The organism is Paracoccus sediminicola (assembly GCF_027912835.1).
Taxonomy (GTDB): Bacteria; Pseudomonadota; Alphaproteobacteria; order Rhodobacterales; family Rhodobacteraceae; genus Paracoccus; species Paracoccus sediminicola.
The window spans coordinates 742,641-763,446 of record NZ_CP115768.1 but is presented as its reverse complement, the minus strand read 5'-3'; the positions used below and the strand labels follow the sequence as shown (position 1 = coordinate 763,446).

The window sequence follows — 20,806 nt, the reverse complement described above, 5'->3', positions numbered from 1 at the left end:
ACCGGAAAACACGGGCCCCGGGCGGGTTTTCGCGCCGCTTGAGGCGGAACGAGACGCGGACGGCCTGTAAGCCGGATTCTGTCCGGGGGCGAGCCCCCTGGATGACCATTCCTCTGCGCAGCGCATTACTGCCTGCGTCAAGCTGCCAACCCGGATCTTCTGGCGCAAGGCGGCGCTGCCGTTGCCGGCGCGAGATCCCTATTCGGCATTGCTCCCGGTGGGGCTTGCCAAGCGGGGCCTGTTGCCACGCCCCCGGTGGGCTCTTACCCCACCGTTTCACCCTTACCTGTGACCGGCACAGGCGGTCTGTTCTCTGTTGCGCTTTCCCTGGGGTTACCCCCGCCGGGCGTTACCCGGCACCGTTGCCTCATGGAGTCCGGACTTTCCTCGGGGGCGCGCCCCCGCGGTCATCCAGCCATCCGCGTAAGGGGGATATGAGGGGTTTGCGACGGGGGGTCAAGGCAACCGGACGCGCGGCACAAGGCAACAAGCCGCTTGCGTGATGGTCAGCCGGGCGCAGAACGCACCGTCCCGCGCGCCACCAGCCGGTTATTGCCATCCGCAAAACCCGACCGGAAAGCGCAAAGCGGCGCCTATTTCGACTGGGCGAACAACCAATCCCGAACCGCGTCGATACGATAGGCGGGATCGAAGGAATACATATGTTCGCCCGCATTCTCTGGTGTGGCGACCCCTTCGGGCATGACACTTCCTTCGGTAAAGGTAACAAAGTTGAGGCGGCTGCCCTGCGACACCAGTTCCTCCGTGGCCTGTGACAACTCTTCCTGAGACCAGTCCGCGTCCCACTCGGCCGAGCTGACAGATACACCATCCGTCTGAAGTGCCGTTCGCAGCTCGGCCTGACCCGCCGACGCCTTGGGATCGCCAGCAGCAACGATATAGAAGAAGGTTTCATCGGCCAGCCCGGTCAGTTCTGCCGGATCCCATTGCCCTGATACGAACATCTCTGCCGCAAAGAGATCCGGGTTTTCTGCGCTGAGATACATCAGCGTCATGCACCCCATCGACTGACCGGTTGCATAGATCCGATCGGTGTCGGCACCCTGATCGGCCGCGACAGAGCGAACAAGCCGTTCCGCGACACCGACATAATCCGAACGCTGAAACCCGTCGTGATCGTCTATGATGACTTCGGGAAATTCAGGGACCAGTACGATGGCCGGGTGTTCGTCCTGCATCGCATCGCTGGCCCAGATCAGCCCGCCATAGCCCTGTTCCAGCGGCGCGGTTACCTGCTGTCCCACCACGCTCGCATCAGCGATGAAGTAAACGAGGGGAAGCGCTTCGCCCTCCGACACGCCTTCAGGCACAAAGAGATTATAGGGGAGCGTCAGGCCGGTTTCCTCATCCATATATTCGAGCTGCTTGAAATCAGGGGCCACGTCCTGGATGAGGGCCTGAAGCGCCTCATCCCCGCTTTTGTCTATGGCACCGCCCGAGGGTGGCCCCGACATCGAAAATTCCTGCCCAAACGCAGCACCGCCGCCGATCAGGGACAGGATCGCTGCCGCTGCGGGACCGCGCTTACGAATAATTGCGCGGATCGCGACGCTCATGGTCTGTTTCATAACTTTCACCATCCGAACTGGTTCTGGAATCACCGCCAACTCATGCATAGTAGGGCGCGCATCACAAGAAACCGCGTGCACAGGGAAGCTTCAGACAACGCGCAGACGCCTGCCCCGGCAACGGGATGAAACTCGTTTCAGGGTCTTTCGTCGGATATCTGGCGGTCATGCAGAACTTGGGCCACGCCCCAATCATGCCGACGCAAGATGATGCCGCATGCCGCGGACAACAAAGATGGACCAGCGTGACATTGCTCCGTTAGCGTCCCTGTCTATAACTCATCCCGCCAGCGGTTCACCAGAGGATAGCGGCGGTCCAGCCAGAAGGCCTTGGTCGAGATGCGCGGCCCCGGCGCGGCCTGATAGCGTTTCCATTCGCTCTGATACAGCAGCTTTTCGACCTTCTTCACCGTCTCGACGTCAAAGCCGCGCGCGACCAGCTCTTTCAGCGACAGATCCTCTTCGACCAGACCGAACAGGATCTGGTCCAGCACGTCATAGGGCGGCAGGGAATCGCTGTCCTTCTGGTCGGGGCGCAGTTCGGCGCTTGGGGGTTTTGAAATGATCCGGGGCGGGATGACCTCTCCGGTCCTACCCATCATCCAGCCGCGATGGTTCTCGTTGCGCCAGCGGCAGGTCTCGAACACGCGGGTCTTGTACAGATCCTTGATCGGGTTATAGCCACCCGCCATGTCGCCATAGATCGTCGCATAACCCACCGCGACCTCGGATTTATTGCCGGTGGTCAGCAGCATTTCCCCGAATTTGTTGGAAATCGCCATCAGCATCAGCCCGCGCAGCCGGGACTGGATGTTTTCCTCGGTCACGTCGGGCGTCGTGCCCTCCATCAGATGGGCGAGCGCGTCGGATACCGCATCGCGCGCGCCGTCGATCTTCACCGTATCCAGCCGCACGCCAAGCCGGGTGGCGCAATCGGCGGCATCGTCAAGGCTGGTCTGCGAGGTATATTCCGAGGGCAGCATCACGCAGCGCACATTTTCGGGACCGACCGCATCGGCGGCGATGGTCGCGACAAGCGCCGAATCGATGCCGCCGGACATGCCAAGCAGCACCTTGCGGAAGCCGTTCTTGCGCAGATAGTCGCGCAGGCCGGTCATCATGGCGCGGTAATCCTGTTCCCATTCACCGGGCTGATCATCCATCCGACCCGGCTTCGCCCGCCAGCCCCGCTCGGTGCGGGCGAAGTCGATATGCTCGATCACCTCGTCGAAGGGCGGCAATTGCACGGTCTTTTCCGCCCCGCCATCGGGGCCGGGATTCAGCACGAAACTGGCCCCGTCATAGATCTGGTCGTCCTGACCGCCGACCGAGTTCAGATAGGCGAGCGGCAACCGGTTCTCGACCACGCGGGCGACCATATGCCGCATCCGCAGATCCAGCTTGCTGCGGTGATAGGGCGAGCCGTTCGGCACAACGAGGATCTCGGCCCCGGACTCCTCCAGCGTTTCCGCCACTTCGGGCCACCAGCTATCCTCGCAGATGGGCGAGCCGATCCGCACGCCATCGATCACATAGGGGCCCGAGACCGGACCGGAATCAAAGAGCCGCATCTCGTCGAAAAGCTGCTTATGGGGCAGATCGTGCTTCAGCACACGCGCCACGATCTCGCCGCCCTTGAGCACGAAATAGGCGTTATACAGCTTGCCCTCGGACCGCCAGGGCGTGCCTATGCCAAGCGCCGGGCCATCGGCGCATTCGCGCGCCAGAGCCTCGACCTGGGCGACGGCGGCATCGACAAAGCCGTTCTTCAGCACCAGATCCTGGGTCTGATAGCCGGTGATGAACATCTCGGGCAGCGCGACATAGGCGGCGCCGGCCTCCCTGCCCTTTTTCCAGGCAGAGCGGGCCTTGGCGGCGTTGCCCTCCAGATCCCCCAGCGTCGGGTTCAGCTGGGCCAGTGTGATGCGGATGCTGTCGGTCATGTCGGTCCCTCGTTATCGCTGCGCCAGCCTTAGCGCAGCGCGCGGCGAAGGTGAACGGCAGGCTTTGCGCAACGGTTCCGCATCGGCTACACGGGTGGCAAAGAACGGAGACGGGCATGAAGGCAGCTTTCGCAGCGTTGGCTCTGGCGGTGGCGGCGCCGGTGATGGCGCAGGATAATGTGCAATCGGCACAGCAGAACATCGTGACCAAGCAATATGACGATGGCGGCGTCTATGAGGGCACGTTCCGCGGCGGGCTCCAGCATGGCCGGGGCAAATACACCCTGCCCTCGGGCTATGAATATGAAGGCGACTGGGTCGAGGGTCAGATCATGGGACAAGGCCGCGCGCGCTTTCCCAATGGCTCGGTCTATGAAGGCAGCTTCGCGGCGGGCAAGCCCCATGGCAGCGGCAAGATCACCTATGCCGATGGCGGCAGCTATGAGGGTGAGTGGGTCGAGGGCCAGATCACCGGCGCGGGCGTTGCGGAATATGCCAATGGCGCCCGTTACGAGGGCGGGTTCCAGAACGCCATGCATCACGGCGAGGGCGTGCTGACCCAGCCGAACGGCTACCGCTATGCCGGAGACTGGGTGAATGGCGTCAAGGAAGGTCAGGGCCGGATCACCTATCCGGACGGCGCGGTCTATGAGGGCCAGATGCTCGCCGGGCAACGCGCCGGGCGGGGCAAGCTGACCATGCCGGACGGGCTGGTCTATGACGGCGTCTGGGAGGCCGGGCAGATGTCGGGCCGGGGTGCGCTGACCCAGCAATCGGGCGACCGCTACGAAGGCGAGATGCGCGGCGGCAAGCGCGAGGGCGAAGGCATCGCGACCTATGCCAATGGCGATGTCTATGAGGGCCAGTTCCGGAACGACAAGCGCCACGGCACCGGCAGCTTCACCGGCACGGATGGCTATGTCTATACAGGGCAATGGGCGGATGGTCAGATGCAGGGCGAGGGCCGCATCACCTATCCCGACGGCTCGGTCTATGAGGGCCGGATGGCCGCCGACCAGCCCGACGGGCGCGGCCGGATCACCTATCCCGACGGCGCCACATATGAGGGCGACTGGGAAAACGGCGTCATCCAGGGACAGGGCCGCGCCGAATATGCCAATGGCATGGTCTATGAGGGCAGCTTCCGCGACGCCCGGATCGAAGGCCAGGGCCGCATGACCTATCCGGACGGCTATGTCTATAACGGCGAGTGGAAGGACGGCCAGCGCGACGGGCGCGGCCAGGCCACCTATCCCGATGGCACGGTCTATACCGGCCAGTTCTCGGACGGGCTGCGCGCCGGACAGGGCAAGCTGACCACCCCGGACGGCTTCATCTATGAAGGTGGCTGGAAAGATGGCGAGATCGACGGCGAGGGCGTGGCCACCTATGCGACCGGCGACAGCTATACCGGCAATTTCGTCGCCGGGAAGCGGCAGGGCCAGGGGGTGATGCGCTATGCCACCGGCCAGGTCGCCTCGGGCCAATGGGACGAAAACCGGCTGACCGACTCTGGGCCCGTCTCGACCGAGGGCCCCGCGCCACAGCCCGCCGCCGGAACGGATGGCGGCGCAGGCGAGGCAGCGCAAGCGCCCGAAGACGCCCCCGAGATGGAGATCCTGACCCCGGATCTGCCGGATGAGGCGGCACAGCCCGCTGCCCCGGCCACCGAGGCAGCGGCGCAGCAAAGCGACGACGCAGGCGCCGGCGCAGCCCAACCCGAATCGGCCGAGAATGTCGATGCGACGACCACCGCCCCGTCGCAGCCCGCCCCGGGCACCGCCACCCAACCCGAAGAGGAAGACCCGGAATGATCGTCATCGCCTGCGCCATCATCGGCTTCGCGCTTGGCTGGCACCGCGCCGGCAAGGCTGGCGGCAACCGCAAGGATCGCTGGCAATGGGCCATCGCCCATCTGATGATCTTCTCTCTGCTCGGGCTGTTTGCCACGCTCGTTATCGAACGTCTGGCCTGATGTTCCGCCCTTTTCTCGACAGCCTGCGCCGCCACGGCGTGCCGGTCAGCCTGCGGGAATATCTCGACCTGCTGGGCGGGTTGCAGGCCGGGGTGGCCGGGACGAACCCGGACGAGTTCTATCACTTCGCGCGGCTTTGTCTGGTCAAGGATGAGCGTCATATCGACCGTTTCGACCGCGCCTTCGCCGAAGCGTTTTCCGGCGTCGAGGCGGTCCCGGTCGAGGCGCTGCTCGAACAGGTCGAGTTGCCGCGTGAATGGCTGGAGAAAATGGCCGAAAAGCTGCTCACCGACGCCGAGAAGGCCGAGATCGAAAAGACCGGCAGCTTCGAGGCGCTGATGGAAAAGCTGCGCGAACGGCTTGCCGAGCAGCAATCGCGCCATCAGGGCGGCAATAAATGGATCGGCACGGCGGGCACATCGCCCTTCGGCGCTTACGGCTATAACCCCGAGGGGGTGCGCATCGGCCAGCATGAATCGCGCCATCGCCGGGCGGTGAAGGTCTGGGACAAGCGCGAGTTCCGCGACTTCGACGACAGCGTCGAACTGGGCACGCGCAATATCAAGGTGGCGCTGAAACGGCTACGGCAATGGGCGCGGCACGGCGCGGCGGATGAGCTGGACCTGCCCGCCACGATCCGCGCCACCGCCGATCACGGCTATATCGACGTGAAGACCCGGCCCGAGCGGCGCAACGCGGTGAAGGTGCTGCTGTTTCTGGATGTTGGCGGCTCGATGGACGACCATATAAGGGTGGTGGACGAGCTGTTCAGCGCCGCCCGCGCCGAGTTCAAGCACATGGAACATTTCTTCTTCCATAACTGCCTCTATGAAGCCGTCTGGAAGGACTCGCGTCGTCGCTGGACCGAAACCACCCCGACCTGGGACATTCTCCACCGCTACGGGCGCGATTATAAATGCATCTTCGTCGGGGATGCCTCGATGTCGCCCTATGAGGTCGCCATGCCGGGCGGCGCGAATGAGCACTGGAACGAGGAACCCGGCGCGCTATGGCTGCAACGCGCGGCCGAGACCTGGCCCGATCATGTCTGGCTGAACCCGGTGCGGGAACAACACTGGCGCTATACCCGCTCGATCGGGATGATCGAGGAAATCTTCGAGAACCGGATGATGCCGCTGACGCTGGACGGGCTGACCCGCGCGATGCGCGTCCTGGGATAGGCCGCACCGGTATCTCCGCCAATAGGTATTTGACCACCGAAGATACCACAGGCCGCACACCGCCCCTCTTCGGTGTAAAAATACCTTCCTCCCGGCGGATGCATCATGCGCCCCGCTCTGGATGAAAAGCCTTGATCCGCGGCAGGCCGTGGCCCACATCTTGGCCATGCTCAAATTCCTGCCCCTGCTGCTGATTATCGCCTATACCGCCGCGATGTGGTTCTTTTCGAGCTGGCGGCTGAAGCGCGAGCTGGCCGAGCGCTCGACGCCGATGAACCACGCCAGGCTGAACCCGCTTCTCGACCGGCTCGGCGCGGCGATGGATTTGCCGCGCATCAAGGCGCAGATCTATGAGATCCCGACGATCAACGGGCTGGCGGCGCCGGATGGGCGGATCTTTGTGACCCGCGGTTTCATCGACCGGATGGATGCCGGAGAGGTCACGCCCGAGGAAATCGCCAGCGTCGTCGCGCATGAGCTGGGCCATGTCGCCCATGGCCATACGCGGCGGCGGATGATCGATTTCGCCGGGCAAAACGTGCTGCGCACGGTGCTGATCGGGGTTGTGGGGCGCTTCATCCCGTTTATCGGGCCGTGGCTGGTCAATCTGGTGACGATGGCGGTGGCGGCGCGGCTGTCTCAGGGCGACGAGTTCGAGGCCGACCGCTTCGCCACCGCGCTGATGATCCGCGCCGGGATCGGCTCGGCCCCGCAGGTGAGCCTGTTCGAAAAGCTGGACAGGCTTGCTGGCGGGCGCGCAGCCGGGATGCCAGCCTGGCTTTTGTCGCATCCGGTCACCGACAAGCGCATCGCGGCGATCCGCGCCAATCAGCGAAGATGGGGCGAGATCGGTTGAGCAGGCAGGGCGCGCGCCCGTTCTGCGGCGTCGGGGCCTCGCTGGCGATGACGCCGGTCAGCGACGCGACAGAACCGTCAGAGGGCCCGCGTCAGTCCTGACCGAGCGGCACCGGCTGTGCATCGCCTGTCTCGGACGCGATCATCGCCGGATCGGCAGAGGCCACAGAGATCATCTCGCGCAGATCGTCATCCTGGCTGAGATCGGCAAAGGCATAGCGCGCCGTCAGATTGGCCGGCGACAATTCGAGATTTTTCACCACCTGCGCGCCCGGCGCTGCGGGGCCATAGGTCCGCCCATTCACCGAGAAATACACCGCGCCGGAATTGCCCGCGCGCAGGATCGGGGGGGCTTCCAGCTTGGGCATGGCAAAACGCTCACCCGCATCCATGGTCTTTTCCAGCAGCACCGTGCCATCGGCCGAGGTCACGCGCACCCAGGCCGGGCGCACCGCCATAAGTTCAAGCTCGGGTGCATCGGGGGCGACGGTGCGGACGGCAAGCTGATCCTCTGGCAGCTGCGGGCCGTAATCCATCGCCTGCACCATGTCGCGCGGCGCATCGGGCGCGGCGGCGACGGCATTGCTGCTGCCGGCATCGCTGGGGGTCGCGGCGGCGATGTCCTGCGGCGCGGGCAGTTCGGGATCTATCGCGGCGATGGGTCCGTCCCGCGCCGTCAGCACCGGAATTTCAAGCACTTGCGGGCGATATATGCGGTCGATTCCGTCGGGCTGCGGAAGATTGACGGCAAGGTCGTCCACCTCTTCCATGGCGGGCTGCGACGCAGTCTCAGCCGGATCCAGCGAGGCGGTCACGCCCGGCGGCTGATCGCCCGGCGTCAGGTTCACCTTCTGCAATTCCTGCAACACCGACCATCCGCCATAGCCGAGCCCGGCGACAAGCGCGACCAGCACCATGACCGACCCGATGGCACGCGGCTCGACCGAGGACCAGAACGGCTCTGGCTGGGGGATGAAGATCGCATGAGGATTGGCCAGCGCCTCGGCCGGATCGGCGGGGCGGCGCTGCGGCTTGGGGCCGGACGCGATGGGCGACATGCCATGCGTCGGCTCGAACCCCGATTCGGCGCAGAACCGGGCAAAGACCCAGTCCGGGTCCATCTTGAGATAGCGCGCATAGGAACGGACATAGCCAGAAATGAAGCTGGGCGCATCGAAGGCCGAGACATCGCAATTCTCGATCGCGGCGATATAGCTGGCCCGGATCCGCAGTTCGCGCTGCACATCCAGAAGCGACTTCCCGAGGGTCGCCCGTTCGCCCCGCATCAGATCGCCGAGGCGTGTCTCGAAATCATCGAAACCGCCGTCACCCTCAGGTGCAGCGCCATCATGCTGTGGCGTAGCCTTTGCCTTCAGCCCGATCATAACGCCTGTCCTATACTTCCTGCTCGTAGCACGTCGCGCGAATCGCAACTTTGCATCGGTTGATTAAGACAAGGTTATCACAGAGGCGAGAGGGGATCACCCCGCAAGCCGGTTCACGCCACCGCGACCGAGCGATTCAGTTCGCATTGTGACCAGAGCGCATCCATCCCGCGCACCAGCGCCTCGATCTGGTCGGGGCTGTGGACCGGTGAGGGCGTGAAACGCAGCCTTTCCGTGCCGCGCGGCACGGTGGGGAAGTTGATCGGCTGCACATACACGCCGAAATCGTTCAGCAGCATGTCCGAAAGCGCCTTGCAATGGACCGGGTTGCCGACATGGACCGGCACGATATGGCTGCCATGATCGATGATCGGCATCCCCAGCCCCTTGAGCCGCATCTTGAGAATGCGGGCATGAAGCTGCTGCATGTCGCGAAGCTCTTGACCAGCCTCGGTTTTCAGGAAGGCGATCGAGGCCGCCGCCCCTGCCGCCACCGCGGGCGGCAGTGAAGTTGTAAAGATGAAACCGGGCGCGTAGGAGCGAATCGCATCGACCATCTTCGCGCTCGCGGCGATATAGCCGCCGAACACGCCGAAAGCCTTGCCGAGCGTGCCGTTGATCAGGTCGATGCGGTCGGTCAGCCCGTCCCGTTCGGCGACACCGCCGCCGCGCGGCCCATACATGCCGACCGCGTGAACCTCGTCCAGATAGGTCAGAGCGCCGAATTCGTCGGCCAGATCGCAGATCTCGGCAATGCGGCCGAAATCGCCATCCATCGAATAGATCGATTCGAAGGCGATCAGCTTGGGCGCATCCGGATCGTCGGCCTCGAGCAACGCGCGCAGATGTTCCACGTCGTTATGGCAGAAGATCCGCTTGGCGCCGTCGAAGCGCTTGATCCCCTCGATCATCGAGGCATGGTTCAGCGCGTCGGAATAGATGATCAGCCCCGGAAACAGCCGCCGCAGCGTCGAGAGCGTGGCGTCATTGGCGATATAGGCCGAGGAAAACACCAGCGCGGCCTGTTTGCCGTGCAGGTCGGACAGCTCGGCCTCGAGCCGCTTGTGATAGATCGTGGTCCCCGAGATATTGCGCGTCCCGCCGGAACCGGCGCCGGTGGCATCCAGCGCCTCATGCATGGCGTTCAGCACGACCGGGTGCTGGCCCATGCCGAGATAGTCGTTGCCGCACCACACGGTGATGTCCTGCTCGGTCCCGTCGGGTCGGGTCCAGACGGCATTCGGGAAGGCGCCCTTGCGACGTTCGATGTCGATAAAGGTGCGGTAGCGTCCTTCGTCATGCAGCCTGCCAATGGCCTGGTCGAGAGCGGCATCATAGTCCATCGCGGGGTCCCTTGCCTTGCTTGCTGGGGGGCGATCATGTCAAATCGTGCGAACAGCACCTTGATAAGGCTCAAGCGCCGCAAGATACAGGGCAAAATTCTTGAAAATCCCTCTTGGTGTTCCGGGGGATACCCCTAGCGAAACAGTCAGGATGACCATGACCGAAGGTAAACTGGACCAGATACTCGCCCGGCTCGACGCCGATCTGCCGCAGGCGCTCGACCGGCTTCTGGGGTTTCTGCGCATCCCCTCGATCTCGACCGATCCGGCGCATGACGGCGATGTGCGCGCCGCGGCAGAGTGGTTGCGAGACGAGCTGACCCGGATCGGCTTCGACGCCGAGATCCGGGACACGCAGGGGCACCCGATGGTGTTGGCCAAGACACCGCAAGGCACTGAACGCACTTTGCTTTTCTATGGCCATTACGACGTGCAGCCGGCTGATCCGCTGGAGCTCTGGGACGCAGCGCCCTTCGAGCCGGCCATCGAGGAAACGGCCGACGGTCAGGTGATCCGCGGGCGCGGCGCCTCGGATGACAAGGGCCAGCTCATGACCTTCGTCGAGGCCTGCCGGGCATGGAAACAGGTGCACGGAGAATTGCCGCGCAGCCTGACCCTGCTCTTCGAAGGCGAGGAGGAATCCGGTTCCCCCTCGCTCGTCCCCTTCCTCGAGGCGAACCGTGACGAGTTGTCGCAATCGCTGGCGCTGATCTGCGATACCGGCATGTCCTCGGATGGGCGCCCCGCCATCGCCACGCAGCTTCGCGGCCTTGTCGGCGAGGAAGTCATCATCCACGCCGCCGATCGTGACCTGCATTCGGGCAGCTTCGGCGGGCTGGCCGCGAATCCGCTCCAGATCCTCTGCAACGCGCTCGCGGCGCTCAAGGACGAGAACGGGCGCGTCACCCTGCCCGGCTTCTATGATGGCGTCGAAGAGCTGTCCGACGATCTGCGCCGCGACTGGGACGCGCTGAATTTCGACGCGGAAGAATTCCTCTCGCGCGTCGGGCTGAAAGACCCGGCGGGCGAAAAGGGGCGGTTGCCGCTGGAAATGGTCTGGAACCAGCCCACCGCCGAGATCAACGGCATCAGCGGCGGCTATACCGGCGACGGGTTCAAGACCGTGCTGCCAGCACAGGCGCGCGCCAAGGTCAGCTTCCGGCTGACCGGCACCCAGGACCCCGAGGCGATCCGCAAGGCCTTCCGCGCCCATATCCAGGCGCATCTGCCCGCAGATTGCCGGGCCGAGCTCCACGAACATGGCGGCTCTCCGGCGGCGGTGATGGACACATCCGATCCGGCTTTCGAGGCGGCAAAGACCGCGCTATCCGAGGAATGGGGCCGCGAGGCGGTGTTCATCGGGATGGGCGGCTCGATCCCGATCGCGGGGGATTTCAAGCGCGAGCTGGGCATGGATTCGATGCTGATCGGCTTCGGGCGCGACGACGACCGCATCCACTCACCGAACGAGAAATACGATGTCGAAAGCTTCGCTAAAGGCGCGCGAAGCTGGGCGCGCATTCTCGACACGCTGCGCTGATCCGCAGCGGGGCGCGGGCCGTTTGCGCGGCCCCGCCCCATCGCGCCATTTTCAGCGGCAGTAATCCTGCTTGCTTGTCCAGGCGGCGATCTCGGCCCGCTTGCGGCTGCTGCGCATCGGACCCCAGTCCCGCGCCACACCGCGCCAGCCGCCGCCCGAGCGGGCAATCGCATTGTCCCGGGCGACCTGCTTCGCGGCGATCCTGACCGCGCAGGACATGTTGTCCGAGGCGTTCAGCAGAGCGCCGTCGCAGCCATAGCCCCGCGCCGTCGCCGGAGAGATCTGCATCAGCCCGAGATAGCGCCCGCCCGCGCCCTTCGCCTTTGGGTTATGGCTGCTTTCGTGCCGGGCCAGCGCCGACAGCAGCCCGGCCCAGAAGGCGCGGCGGTTCTCGGGGCTCTGGCTGGCATAGGCGGGGCAATATTCCACGATATCCGAGGGCACGCGCGACATCAGCACCGCGCCTTCCGCATCCAGCGCGGCCAGCGTCGCTTCGGTCCATTCGGCGCTGTTATGCTTGCCGTCCCAGCGCATCGCGGGCAGCGGCTTGGTCCCCGGCAGCTTCGCGATGGCACGGCGGGCCAGACCCGGCTTGTCGGCGGCCAGCGTCGGTGCCTCGACCGCCGCGCGACCGATCTCGGCGCTGTCGCACGCGGCCAATGTGACGCCGAGGGCGGCCACGACCGCAATTCTCAGGATATTACCCATCTGTCCCGTCTGTGTTTTTGTTAACCTGAGATTCCGCTAGCCGAAACCGCGGCTCAGGCAAACCAACATGTTCATCAACCTTTCGGGAGCGTTGCGGCACCGCCATGCATGGCGCGGGGCGCGCATCTCCCCGCAAACCCTTGCCCGCCCCGCCTGCCCGTCCTAGAAACCGGGGCAGCCAGACAGGACGGATCACATGCTCGACCATCTCGAATTCACCACGCCTGAACCCAAGCGCATCGCCGGGGCCAGCTCGGACTGGGAACTGGTCATCGGGCTGGAGGTTCACGCGCAGGTCGCCTCGAACGCCAAGCTGTTTTCCGGCGCCTCGACCACATTCGGGGCCGAACCGAACAGCAATGTCGCCTTCGTCGATTGCGCGATGCCGGGGATGCTGCCGGTCATCAATGAATTCTGCGTGGCGCAGGCGGTGAAGACCGGGCTGGGGCTGAAGGCCGAGATCAATCTGCGCAGCGCCTTCGACCGGAAGAATTATTTCTATCCCGACCTGCCGCAGGGCTATCAGATCAGCCAGCTTTACCACCCCATCGTCGGCGAGGGCGAAATCATCGTCGATATGGGGCCGGGCGTCGCGCGGCGCGTGCGGATCGAACGCATCCATCTGGAACAGGATGCCGGCAAGTCGATCCACGACATGGACCCGAACATGTCCTTCGTCGATTTCAACCGCACCGGCGTGGCGCTGATGGAGATCGTCAGCCGCCCCGACATTCGCGGACCCGAGGAAGCGGCGGCCTATGTCAGCAAGCTGCGCCAGATCCTGCGCTATCTGGGCACCTGCGACGGCAATATGCAGAACGGCAATCTGCGCGCCGATGTGAATGTCTCGGTCTGCAAGCCGGGCGATTACGAGAAATATCAGGAAACGCAGGATTTCAGCCATCTCGGCACGCGCTGCGAAATCAAGAACATGAACTCGCTGCGCTTCATCCAGCAGGCCATCGAATATGAGGCCCGCCGCCAGATCGCCATTATCGAGGATGGCGGAGAGATCGTGCAGGAAACCCGGCTTTACGACCCGGACAAGGGCGAGACGCGGTCGATGCGCAGCAAGGAAGAGGCGCATGATTACCGCTATTTCCCCGATCCCGACCTGCTGCCGCTGGAGATCGAGCAGGAATGGGTCGATGGCATCGCCAGCGACATGCCGGAACTGCCGGATGCCAAGAAGGCGCGTTTCGTCAAGGAAATGGGCCTGTCCGAATATGACGCGGGCGTGCTGACCGCCGAGGTCGAGAATGCCGATTATTTCGAGAAACTGGCCGAGGGCCGCGACGGCAAGGCGGCGGCGAACTGGGTCATCAACGAATTGTTCGGGCGGCTGAACAAGGAAGACCTGACCATCGAGACCTCGCCCGTTTCGGCCGATCAGCTTGGCGGCATCATCGACCTGATCGCCAAGGGCGACATCTCGGGCAAGATCGCCAAGGAACTGTTCGAGATCGTCTGGACCGAGGGCGGCGACCCGGCCGAGATCGTCGAGGCGCGCGGGATGAAGCAGGTCACCGATCTGGGCGAGATCGAGAAGGTGGTGGACGAGATCATCGCCGCCAACCCCCAACAGGTCGAGAAGGCCAAGCAGAACCCGAAGCTGGCGGGCTGGTTCGTGGGCCAGGTGCTGAAAGCCACCGGCGGCAAGGCCAACCCGGCTGCGGTGAACAAGCTGGTTGCGCAAAAGCTGGGCGAATGAGCAGGGCCGCACCGCGAGCGTGGCGCGTCGCTGGTGTTTTTCTGGCGGCAATCCTTGCGTTTTGCCTGCCCTTCATGCTCGGCCTGACCATGCCGGATGCGATGATCCTGCCCTCATTGCTGATCGTCCCCTTCACGGCTTCGGCGATTGCCGGGATCTGGTGGCGGGGCCGGCTGCCTGCGCAACCTGACTGGGCGACCCGCCGACCGGTCGGGCTGCTGATGACCCTGCTGCTTCTGGCGATCTATCTCTGCGTCGTGCTGTATATGGGCTCACTCCTGGCGACATGGCCGTCGCGCAACGATCCGGCAGGGCCTTCCCCGTCAGGTTACCTGCTGAGCCTCGATCCAGAGCGTCTGCTGGCCTTCATTGGCTATCCGCTGCTGTATCTGGCGCCGCTCAGCCTGATCCAGACCGCGCTCGGGCTGTGGTTCGGGACATGGGTAAGGGGGCGGTTCCCGTCCTATCGTCGCGGCAAAGGCTGACGGGGGCTGGCCTTTCCCCCGCTTCATGACCTATGAAATTGTCAAGGAAACAGGGGACAGCCATGCAGGATTACGAATACAGCGCCGTTCCGGCCCCCATGCGCAGCGAAAAGGCCAAGGGCACCAAGGATCCGGCGGAACGCTATGCTCTGACGCTGAGCGATGCGATCAACAAGATGGCCGCCGATGGCTGGGAATATCTGCGCGCCGAAACCCTGCCCTCGGAAGAGCGCAGCGGGCTGACCGGGCGCACCACGCTGTTCCACAACCTGCTGATCTTCCGCCGGCCGACCAGCGCCGCGGCGCGCGGCGTTTCGCCTGCGCCGACCGATGTGCAGCGCCACGCCCCGCCGGTCTCGACCAGCCCTCGCCCCGCCCCGGTGACACCGCCTGCGGGCGATCCCGAGACGACGCTGCCGACGGCAAAGACCGTCCCGGCGAAGGATGAGAAAACGGCAGCGGGCTCGCCGATCTTTTCCGAAAAGATGCGCCCCGCCGAGCCGGTTAAGGCCGACGAGAAGGGCTGATCCCGCGATTCCGCAGCGCCCCGGCCCGGCAGCGAGCGACGGTCATTGTCGCGGCGTCGCGCGCCGATCTCAATGCGGACCGGCACCCGAAAACATGTTGATGACAACGACTCCGGCGGCAATCATGCCAATCCCGATCACCGCCGGGGTGTCGAGTTGCTGGCCCAGAAACACCCAGCCGATCAGCGAGATCAGCGCGATCCCGGCGCCGGACCAGATCGCATACATCACGCCGACCGGCATGGACTGCACCACCACCGACAGCGCATAGAACGAAAGCCCATAGCACACCGCCATGACCAGAGTCGGGATGGTGCGGGTGAACTGCGCCGATTGCTGAAGCGCCGTGGTGCCGATCACCTCAAGCCCGACCGCGCCGATCAGCCACGCCCAGACCGGCATCAGACCAGCCTCCCGGCCAGCGAATTCGGCGCGGAATGGGTGATCTCGACCTCGACCAGCTCGCCGATCTTCGCATCGGGCGCCTCGACGAAGACCGAGTGCAGGTAATCCGATTTGCCGACCATCTGCCCCGCCTCGCGGCCCTTCTTTTCGAACAGCACGCCAAGGCGGCGGCCCACCATGGAGTGCTGCGCGGCCTTTTGCTGGCGGCTCAGCAGCGCCTGCAACTCCTGCAAGCGCGCATCAGCAACTTCGCCCGGCACCTCTTCGCGCCCTGCGGCGGGCGTGCCGGGACGGGGCGAATATTTGAAGCTGAAAGCACTGCCATAGCCGACCTCTTCGATCAGCCGCAGCGTGTCGCGGTGATCCTGATCGGTCTCGCCGGGGAAACCGGCGATGAAATCCGAGGTCAGCATGATGTCGGGACGGGCCGCACGAATGCGTTCGATGAGGCGCAGATACGCGTCGGCGGTATGCTTACGGTTCATCGCCTTCAGCACCCGGTCGCTGCCGGACTGCACCGGCAGATGCAGATAGGGCATCAGCTTCGGCTCATCCCCATGCGCCTCGATCAGGTCGTCGCTCATGTCGTTGGGATGGCTGGTGGTGTAGCGGATGCGGTCCAGCCCGTCGATTTCCGCAACCGCCCGGATCAGCCGCCCGAACTGCCATTCGCGCCCATCCGGCCCTGCCCCATGCCAGCCATTGACGTTCTGGCCGAGCAAGGTGATCTCTCGAACCCCGCGGCTAACCAGATCCCGCGCCTCCGAGATGATCCGCTCGACCGGGCGCGAGACCTCGGCCCCGCGCGTATAGGGCACCACGCAAAAGGCGCAGAACTTGTCGCAGCCCTCCTGCACGGTCAGGAAGGCCGTCGGCGCGCGGCGCGTGGCGCGGGCTTTTGGCAAATGGTCGAACTTGTCTTCCTCGGGGAATTCGGTCAGCACGCGCGGGCCTTCGCCGCGGGCCATGGCGGGCAGCTTGTGATAGCTTTGCGGCCCGACCACCAGATCGACCAGAGGCATCCGGTTCACGATCTCTTCGCCCTCGGCCTGCGCCACGCAGCCCGCAACGGCGATTTTCAGATCCGGCTTTTCGGCCTTGAACGGCTTCAGCCGGCCCAGATCGGAATACAGCTTCTCAGCCGCCTTTTCGCGGATATGGCAGGTGTTCAGCAGCACCATATCGGCCTCGGCCTGATCCTCGGTCAGCACATAGCCATCCGCGCCCATGGCCTCGGCCATGCGCGAGCTGTCATAGACATTCATCTGACAGCCATAGGTCTTGATGAAAAGCTTCTTTGGGTCGGCCATGATGGGAATCCTTTGCGCGCGCCTTCTAGCCGAAAGCGCGGGCGAAGCAAAGCCGGGCCGTCGCGGCAGAGGCTAGAGAAACCCCTGCCAGACAAGCACCCAGATGATGACGATGCCCAGCACCAGAAGCCCGAACACCACCGAGGCCGCGAAATTCGTCGCCCGTTCCTGCATCCGCGTCACCCGGCCGAAAGGTTTCAGATAGGCGACCAGATCGGCATGGGCCTGGGCGGCATTGCTGAAATCCGTCTGGCGTGCGATCTTGGGCGCGTTGGTCACTGTCTCGGCGTCGCGCAGGATCTCGGCCTTTTTCAAAAGCTTGCGCGGCAAAGCTCCGCCGCGACGGCGGATCATGGTCGCCAGATCATAACTCTCTCCCCGGCGCACCCCGCCAAGCCGCGTGGCCATCAGCACCGCGACCTCCTCGGCCCAGCTTCGCACATTAAGTGGCGTCATCGCCCGTCCCCTGCCGCTTTCCGCAACCCTCCTTAGCCCGGCTGGCGCGCGCCTTCCAGAGCGTCTAGACTGCGCCACATGAAACTGAATACGATCATAACGGGCGAGCGAGGCGATCTGCCGCCGGTGATTCTCGCGCATGGGCTGTTCGGCCAGGCGCGCAATCTGGGCGGGCTGGCGCGCAGACTGGACGATGCGCGGCAGGTGATCTCGGTCGATATGCGCAATCACGGCGATTCTCCGCAAAGTGACGACCACAGCTATCCGGCGATGGCGGAAGATCTGGCGGAGCTGATCGAGGCGCAGGGCGGTTCGGCGGATCTGGTCGGTCATTCGATGGGCGGCAAGGCGGCCATGGTGCTGGCCCTGACCCGGCCCGAGCTGGTGCGGCGTCTGGTGGTGCTGGATATCGCGCCCATCGCCTATACCCACAGCCAGCAGCCATATGCGGATGCGATGCAGGGGCTGGAACTGGACGGCCTGACGCGGCGCTCGGAGGCTGACAAACGGCTGGCCGAAACGCTGGACGATCCCGGCGTGCGCGCCTTTCTCTTGCAAAATCTCGACCTGAAAGCCGATCCGCCGATCTGGAAGCTCAATCTCGACGTGCTCTCCGAGCAGATGCCGATCGTGACCGGCTGGCCCGAAGGGCTGACCAAGGCGGCGTTCGAAGGACCTGCGCTGTTCCTGGCGGGCGGCGCGTCGGATTACGCAGCCGAAGGCCCCGCCGCCGATGCGATCCGCGCCTATTTCCCGCAGGCCGAGCTGCGCTATCTCGACGGCTGCGGGCACTGGATTCACGCCGAGAACCCGAAACAGACCGGCGAGGCTGTGGCAGAGTTCCTGTCCTGAGACAAAAACGGGCAAGACGGCGCCGACAGAGCATTCGCGTGGGAACCAATCCCCGCCTGCGGCATTGAGCGGCGTCCCCTCAAAACCCCGGAGTGTCCGATGAAAAATCCCTGGATGAGCGCGTGGCTCTCTGCCGCGAACAGCATGACCGGCGCCGCCCGCGGTCAGATGATGTCCGAGATGAGCAAGGCGCAGAGCCAGATCATGCAGGATTGGCAGAAGCTGTGGCTGGAGACCTGGTTTGCCATGTGGTTTCCAGCCGGCAAAAAGCGATAAATCCCTCGCGTCGCAACGGCTCGCGCCCGGCCGATAGCACCCGCGACCGGTTGAGCCTTCGACGAACTGCCGGGCGCGGCTGCAAGCAGACCGCGCCACAAGGTTGAAATGCTGGCCGTGGCAACCGTCAATGCCCCATATCTCTCATCGCCCTCGCGGACCCCGCTGCCCGTGCGCCACGTGCTGATTGGAGGGGAGAACCGGGCGGGGCGATGCTGCCGGATCATCCCCACTGCATCTGGCGCCTGCCCGCGGGGGATTGCGATCATTCGGTCCGCTGAAGTGCGATAAAAGCGCGGTTCACGCGGTCGGTCATGCAGTGGCGACCATCGACCGCATGCCGGGCTGGAAGCACAGCCTGTGGATCGTGATTGTTGCAACCATCAAGCGCTTTACACCCAAGATTAGCGTGTTTTGGGCAATTCAGCGTGATCTTTGACCCAGATCACCCATCCATCTTCAAGGCCTGAATAAACGCCGTCTGCGGGATTTCCACCTTCCCGAATTGCCGCATCTTCTTCTTGCCGGCCTTCTGCTTTTCCAGCAGCTTCTTCTTCCGCGTCGCGTCGCCGCCATAACATTTCGCGGTCACGTCCTTACGCATCGCGCTCAGCGTTTCGCGGGCGATGACGCGAGACCCGATAGCGGCCTGAATCGGGATCTTGAACATATGGCGCGGGATCAGCTCTTTCAGCTTCTCGACCATCACCCGGCCCCGCGATTCCGCGCGGTCGCGATGGACCATGATGGCCAGCGCGTCCACGGGTTCGTCATTCACCAGGATCGACATCTTCACCAGATAATCCTCGCGATACTCGCTGATCTGGTAATCGAAGCTGGCATAGCCCTTGGTCACCGATTTCAGCCGGTCATAGAAGTCAAAGACCACCTCGGCCAGCGGCAGATCGTAAACCACCATCGCGCGGGCCCCGGCATAGGTCAGATCCAGCTGGATGCCGCGCCGGTCCTGACACAGCTTCAGCACATCGCCCAGAAATTCGTCCGGGACCATGATCGTCGCCTTGATCCGCGGCTCTTCGATATGGTCGACCAGCGTCAGATCGGGCATGTCGGCGGGGTTGTGCAGCTCGATCACCTCGCCATCGCGCATATGCAGCCGGAACACGACCGAGGGCGCGGTGGTGATCAGGTCCAGATCGTACTCGCGTTCCAGCCGGTCGCGGATCACCTCCAGATGCAGCAGGCCAAGGAAGCCGCAGCGGAATCCGAAACCAAGCGCGGCCGAGGTCTCCATCTCATAGCTGAAAGACGCATCGTTCAGCGCCAGCTTTTCAATGGCGTCGCGCAGCGCCTCGAAATCATTGGCATCGACGGGGAAGAGGCCGCAGAACACCACCGGCTGCGCGGGTTTGAAGCCTGGCAGCGGCGTGTCGGTCGGTTTTTTCTCATGCGTGATCGTGTCGCCGACACGGGTGTCGCGGACCTGCTTGATGGATGCGGTGAAAACGCCGATCTCGCCCGGGCCCAGCTCGGCGATATCCTTCATCGCAGGCGTCAGCACCGCCAGCTTGTCGAGGCAATAGCTGGCACCGGTCTGCATCATCTTGACCTGATCGCCCTTGCGGATCACCCCGTCCATGACCCGGATCATGACGACGACGCCCAGATAGGGGTCGTACCAGCTGTCCACCAGCATCGCCTTCAGCGCCGCGTCGCGGTCGCCCTTCGGTGCGGGCAGACGCGTGACGATGGCCTCCAGCACATCGGGAATACCAAGGCCGGTCTTCGCGGAAATCGGCACCGCGTCCGAGGCGTCGATGCCGATCACGTCTTCAATGTTTTCCTTGACGCGCTCTGGCTCTGCCGCAGGCAGGTCGATCTTGTTAAGGACCGGCACGATCTCATGATCGGCGTCAATCGCCTGATAGACATTGGCCAGCGTCTGCGCCTCGACCCCCTGCGACGCATCGACCACCAGCAGCGAGCCTTCGACCGCGCGCATCGACCGGCTGACCTCATAGGCGAAATCGACATGGCCGGGCGTGTCGATCAGGTTCAGCACATAGGTCTGCCCGTCCTTCGCCGGATAGGAGATCCGCACCGTGTTGGCCTTGATGGTAATACCGCGCTCGCGCTCGATATCCATCGCATCCAGCAACTGCGCCTTCATATCGCGCTCGGCCACCGTGCCGGTCAGCTGGATCAGCCGGTCGGCCAGGGTGGATTTGCCGTGGTCGATATGGGCCACGATGGAGAAATTGCGGATCAGGTTCAGCTCGGTCATGGAGCGCGTATACAGCCGCG

Annotated in this window: 19 protein-coding genes and 1 other RNA gene; 10 read left to right on the top strand and 10 right to left on the bottom strand. The window is 64.2% G+C overall.

The features are described 5' to 3' along the window. Nucleotides 1-51: 51 nt before the first annotated feature. The 3 genes from rnpB to PAF18_RS03745 all read right to left on the bottom strand — a co-directional run bounded on the left by rnpB (nt 52) and on the right by PAF18_RS03745 (nt 3,532). Nucleotides 52-423, bottom strand: an RNA gene (gene rnpB / locus PAF18_RS03755) — RNase P RNA component class A. Between the two features lie 170 nt (nt 424-593). Further along, nucleotides 594-1,589, bottom strand: coding sequence for a carboxylesterase family protein (locus PAF18_RS03750; RefSeq protein ID WP_271117295.1), 996 nt, complete (start codon nt 1,587-1,589; stop codon nt 594-596). Nucleotides 1,590-1,861: 272 nt separating this feature from the next. Continuing rightward, on the bottom strand, nt 1,862-3,532 hold the full coding sequence (locus PAF18_RS03745; protein WP_271117294.1) for an NAD+ synthase: 1,671 nt from the start codon (nt 3,530-3,532) through the stop codon (nt 1,862-1,864). Between the two features lie 116 nt (nt 3,533-3,648). Here PAF18_RS03745 and PAF18_RS03740 point away from each other — a divergent pair, with 116 nt between their 5' ends. From PAF18_RS03740 to PAF18_RS03725, 4 genes are all read left to right on the top strand, one after another. Further along, nucleotides 3,649-5,346 carry an MORN repeat-containing protein gene (locus PAF18_RS03740; protein ID WP_271117293.1) on the top strand — a complete coding sequence of 566 codons (1,698 nt, stop codon included), beginning with the start codon at nt 3,649-3,651 and terminating at the stop codon, nt 5,344-5,346. Beyond that, nucleotides 5,343-5,507: a hypothetical protein gene (locus PAF18_RS03735; RefSeq protein ID WP_271117292.1), complete on the top strand. Its 165-nt coding sequence runs from the start codon at nt 5,343-5,345 to the stop codon at nt 5,505-5,507. Before PAF18_RS03740 ends, PAF18_RS03735 begins: the two co-directional genes overlap by 4 nt. Further along, on the top strand, nt 5,507-6,688 hold the full coding sequence (locus tag PAF18_RS03730) for a vWA domain-containing protein (protein WP_271117291.1): 1,182 nt from the start codon (nt 5,507-5,509) through the stop codon (nt 6,686-6,688). Before PAF18_RS03735 ends, PAF18_RS03730 begins: the two co-directional genes overlap by 1 nt. A 166-nt stretch (nt 6,689-6,854) precedes the next feature. Continuing rightward, complete coding sequence (locus PAF18_RS03725; protein ID WP_271118048.1) at nt 6,855-7,544, top strand: M48 family metallopeptidase; 690 nt, start codon at nt 6,855-6,857, stop codon at nt 7,542-7,544. A 91-nt stretch (nt 7,545-7,635) separates the two neighbouring features. On the opposite strand, the gene PAF18_RS03720 is transcribed toward PAF18_RS03725, so the two are convergent. Both PAF18_RS03720 and hemA read right to left on the bottom strand, forming a co-directional pair. Then, nucleotides 7,636-8,928 carry a helix-turn-helix domain-containing protein gene (locus PAF18_RS03720; RefSeq protein WP_271117290.1) on the bottom strand — a complete coding sequence of 431 codons (1,293 nt, stop codon included), beginning with the start codon at nt 8,926-8,928 and terminating at the stop codon, nt 7,636-7,638. Between the two features lie 113 nt (nt 8,929-9,041). Beyond that, entirely contained in the window at nt 9,042-10,271 is a 1,230-nt protein-coding gene (gene hemA, locus PAF18_RS03715) for a 5-aminolevulinate synthase (RefSeq protein WP_271117289.1), read from the bottom strand. A 157-nt stretch (nt 10,272-10,428) separates the two neighbouring features. Between hemA and PAF18_RS03710 the strand changes: the two genes are divergently transcribed. Next, nucleotides 10,429-11,811 (top strand): M20/M25/M40 family metallo-hydrolase, encoded by a 1,383-nt coding sequence (locus PAF18_RS03710; protein WP_271117288.1) that lies wholly within the window; start codon nt 10,429-10,431, stop codon nt 11,809-11,811. 51 nt (nt 11,812-11,862) lie between these two features. Here PAF18_RS03710 and PAF18_RS03705 read toward each other — a convergent pair whose 3' ends face one another. After that, nucleotides 11,863-12,519 (bottom strand): lytic transglycosylase domain-containing protein, encoded by a 657-nt coding sequence (locus tag PAF18_RS03705; protein WP_271117287.1) that lies wholly within the window; start codon nt 12,517-12,519, stop codon nt 11,863-11,865. 196 nt (nt 12,520-12,715) lie between these two features. On the opposite strand from PAF18_RS03705, the gene gatB reads away from it, so the two are divergent. The 3 genes from gatB (at nt 12,716) to PAF18_RS03690 (ending at nt 15,242) form a co-directional block, all read left to right on the top strand. Further along, nucleotides 12,716-14,230, top strand: coding sequence for an Asp-tRNA(Asn)/Glu-tRNA(Gln) amidotransferase subunit GatB (gene gatB, locus PAF18_RS03700; protein WP_271117286.1), 1,515 nt, complete (start codon nt 12,716-12,718; stop codon nt 14,228-14,230). Further along, nucleotides 14,227-14,715 carry a hypothetical protein gene (locus PAF18_RS03695; RefSeq protein ID WP_271117285.1) on the top strand — a complete coding sequence of 163 codons (489 nt, stop codon included), beginning with the start codon at nt 14,227-14,229 and terminating at the stop codon, nt 14,713-14,715. The genes gatB and PAF18_RS03695 overlap by 4 nt, the downstream gene beginning before the upstream one ends. Nucleotides 14,716-14,777: 62 nt before the next feature. Further along, nucleotides 14,778-15,242, top strand: coding sequence for a DUF4177 domain-containing protein (locus tag PAF18_RS03690; RefSeq protein WP_271117284.1), 465 nt, complete (start codon nt 14,778-14,780; stop codon nt 15,240-15,242). Nucleotides 15,243-15,311: 69 nt separating this feature from the next. On the opposite strand, the gene PAF18_RS03685 is transcribed toward PAF18_RS03690, so the two are convergent. The 3 genes from PAF18_RS03685 to PAF18_RS03675 all read right to left on the bottom strand — a co-directional run bounded on the left by PAF18_RS03685 (nt 15,312) and on the right by PAF18_RS03675 (nt 17,413). Beyond that, nucleotides 15,312-15,644, bottom strand: coding sequence for a DMT family transporter (locus PAF18_RS03685; protein ID WP_271117283.1), 333 nt, complete (start codon nt 15,642-15,644; stop codon nt 15,312-15,314). Continuing rightward, nucleotides 15,644-16,957, bottom strand: coding sequence for a tRNA (N6-isopentenyl adenosine(37)-C2)-methylthiotransferase MiaB (miaB, locus tag PAF18_RS03680; RefSeq protein WP_271117282.1), 1,314 nt, complete (start codon nt 16,955-16,957; stop codon nt 15,644-15,646). Before miaB ends, PAF18_RS03685 begins: the two co-directional genes overlap by 1 nt. A gap of 72 nt (nt 16,958-17,029) precedes the next feature. Beyond that, nucleotides 17,030-17,413: a hypothetical protein gene (locus PAF18_RS03675; protein ID WP_271117281.1), complete on the bottom strand. Its 384-nt coding sequence runs from the start codon at nt 17,411-17,413 to the stop codon at nt 17,030-17,032. Between the two features lie 78 nt (nt 17,414-17,491). Here PAF18_RS03675 and PAF18_RS03670 point away from each other — a divergent pair, with 78 nt between their 5' ends. Together PAF18_RS03670 and PAF18_RS03665 are read left to right on the top strand one after the other, a co-directional pair. Next, nucleotides 17,492-18,265 carry an alpha/beta fold hydrolase gene (locus PAF18_RS03670; RefSeq protein ID WP_271117280.1) on the top strand — a complete coding sequence of 258 codons (774 nt, stop codon included), beginning with the start codon at nt 17,492-17,494 and terminating at the stop codon, nt 18,263-18,265. 99 nt (nt 18,266-18,364) lie between these two features. Next, complete coding sequence (locus PAF18_RS03665) at nt 18,365-18,541, top strand: hypothetical protein (RefSeq protein ID WP_271117279.1); 177 nt, start codon at nt 18,365-18,367, stop codon at nt 18,539-18,541. 445 nt (nt 18,542-18,986) lie between these two features. Here the strand turns inward: PAF18_RS03665 and lepA are convergent, their stop codons facing one another. Then, nucleotides 18,987-20,786: a translation elongation factor 4 gene (gene lepA / locus PAF18_RS03660; protein WP_271117278.1), complete on the bottom strand. Its 1,800-nt coding sequence runs from the start codon at nt 20,784-20,786 to the stop codon at nt 18,987-18,989. Nucleotides 20,787-20,806 lie beyond the last annotated feature (20 nt).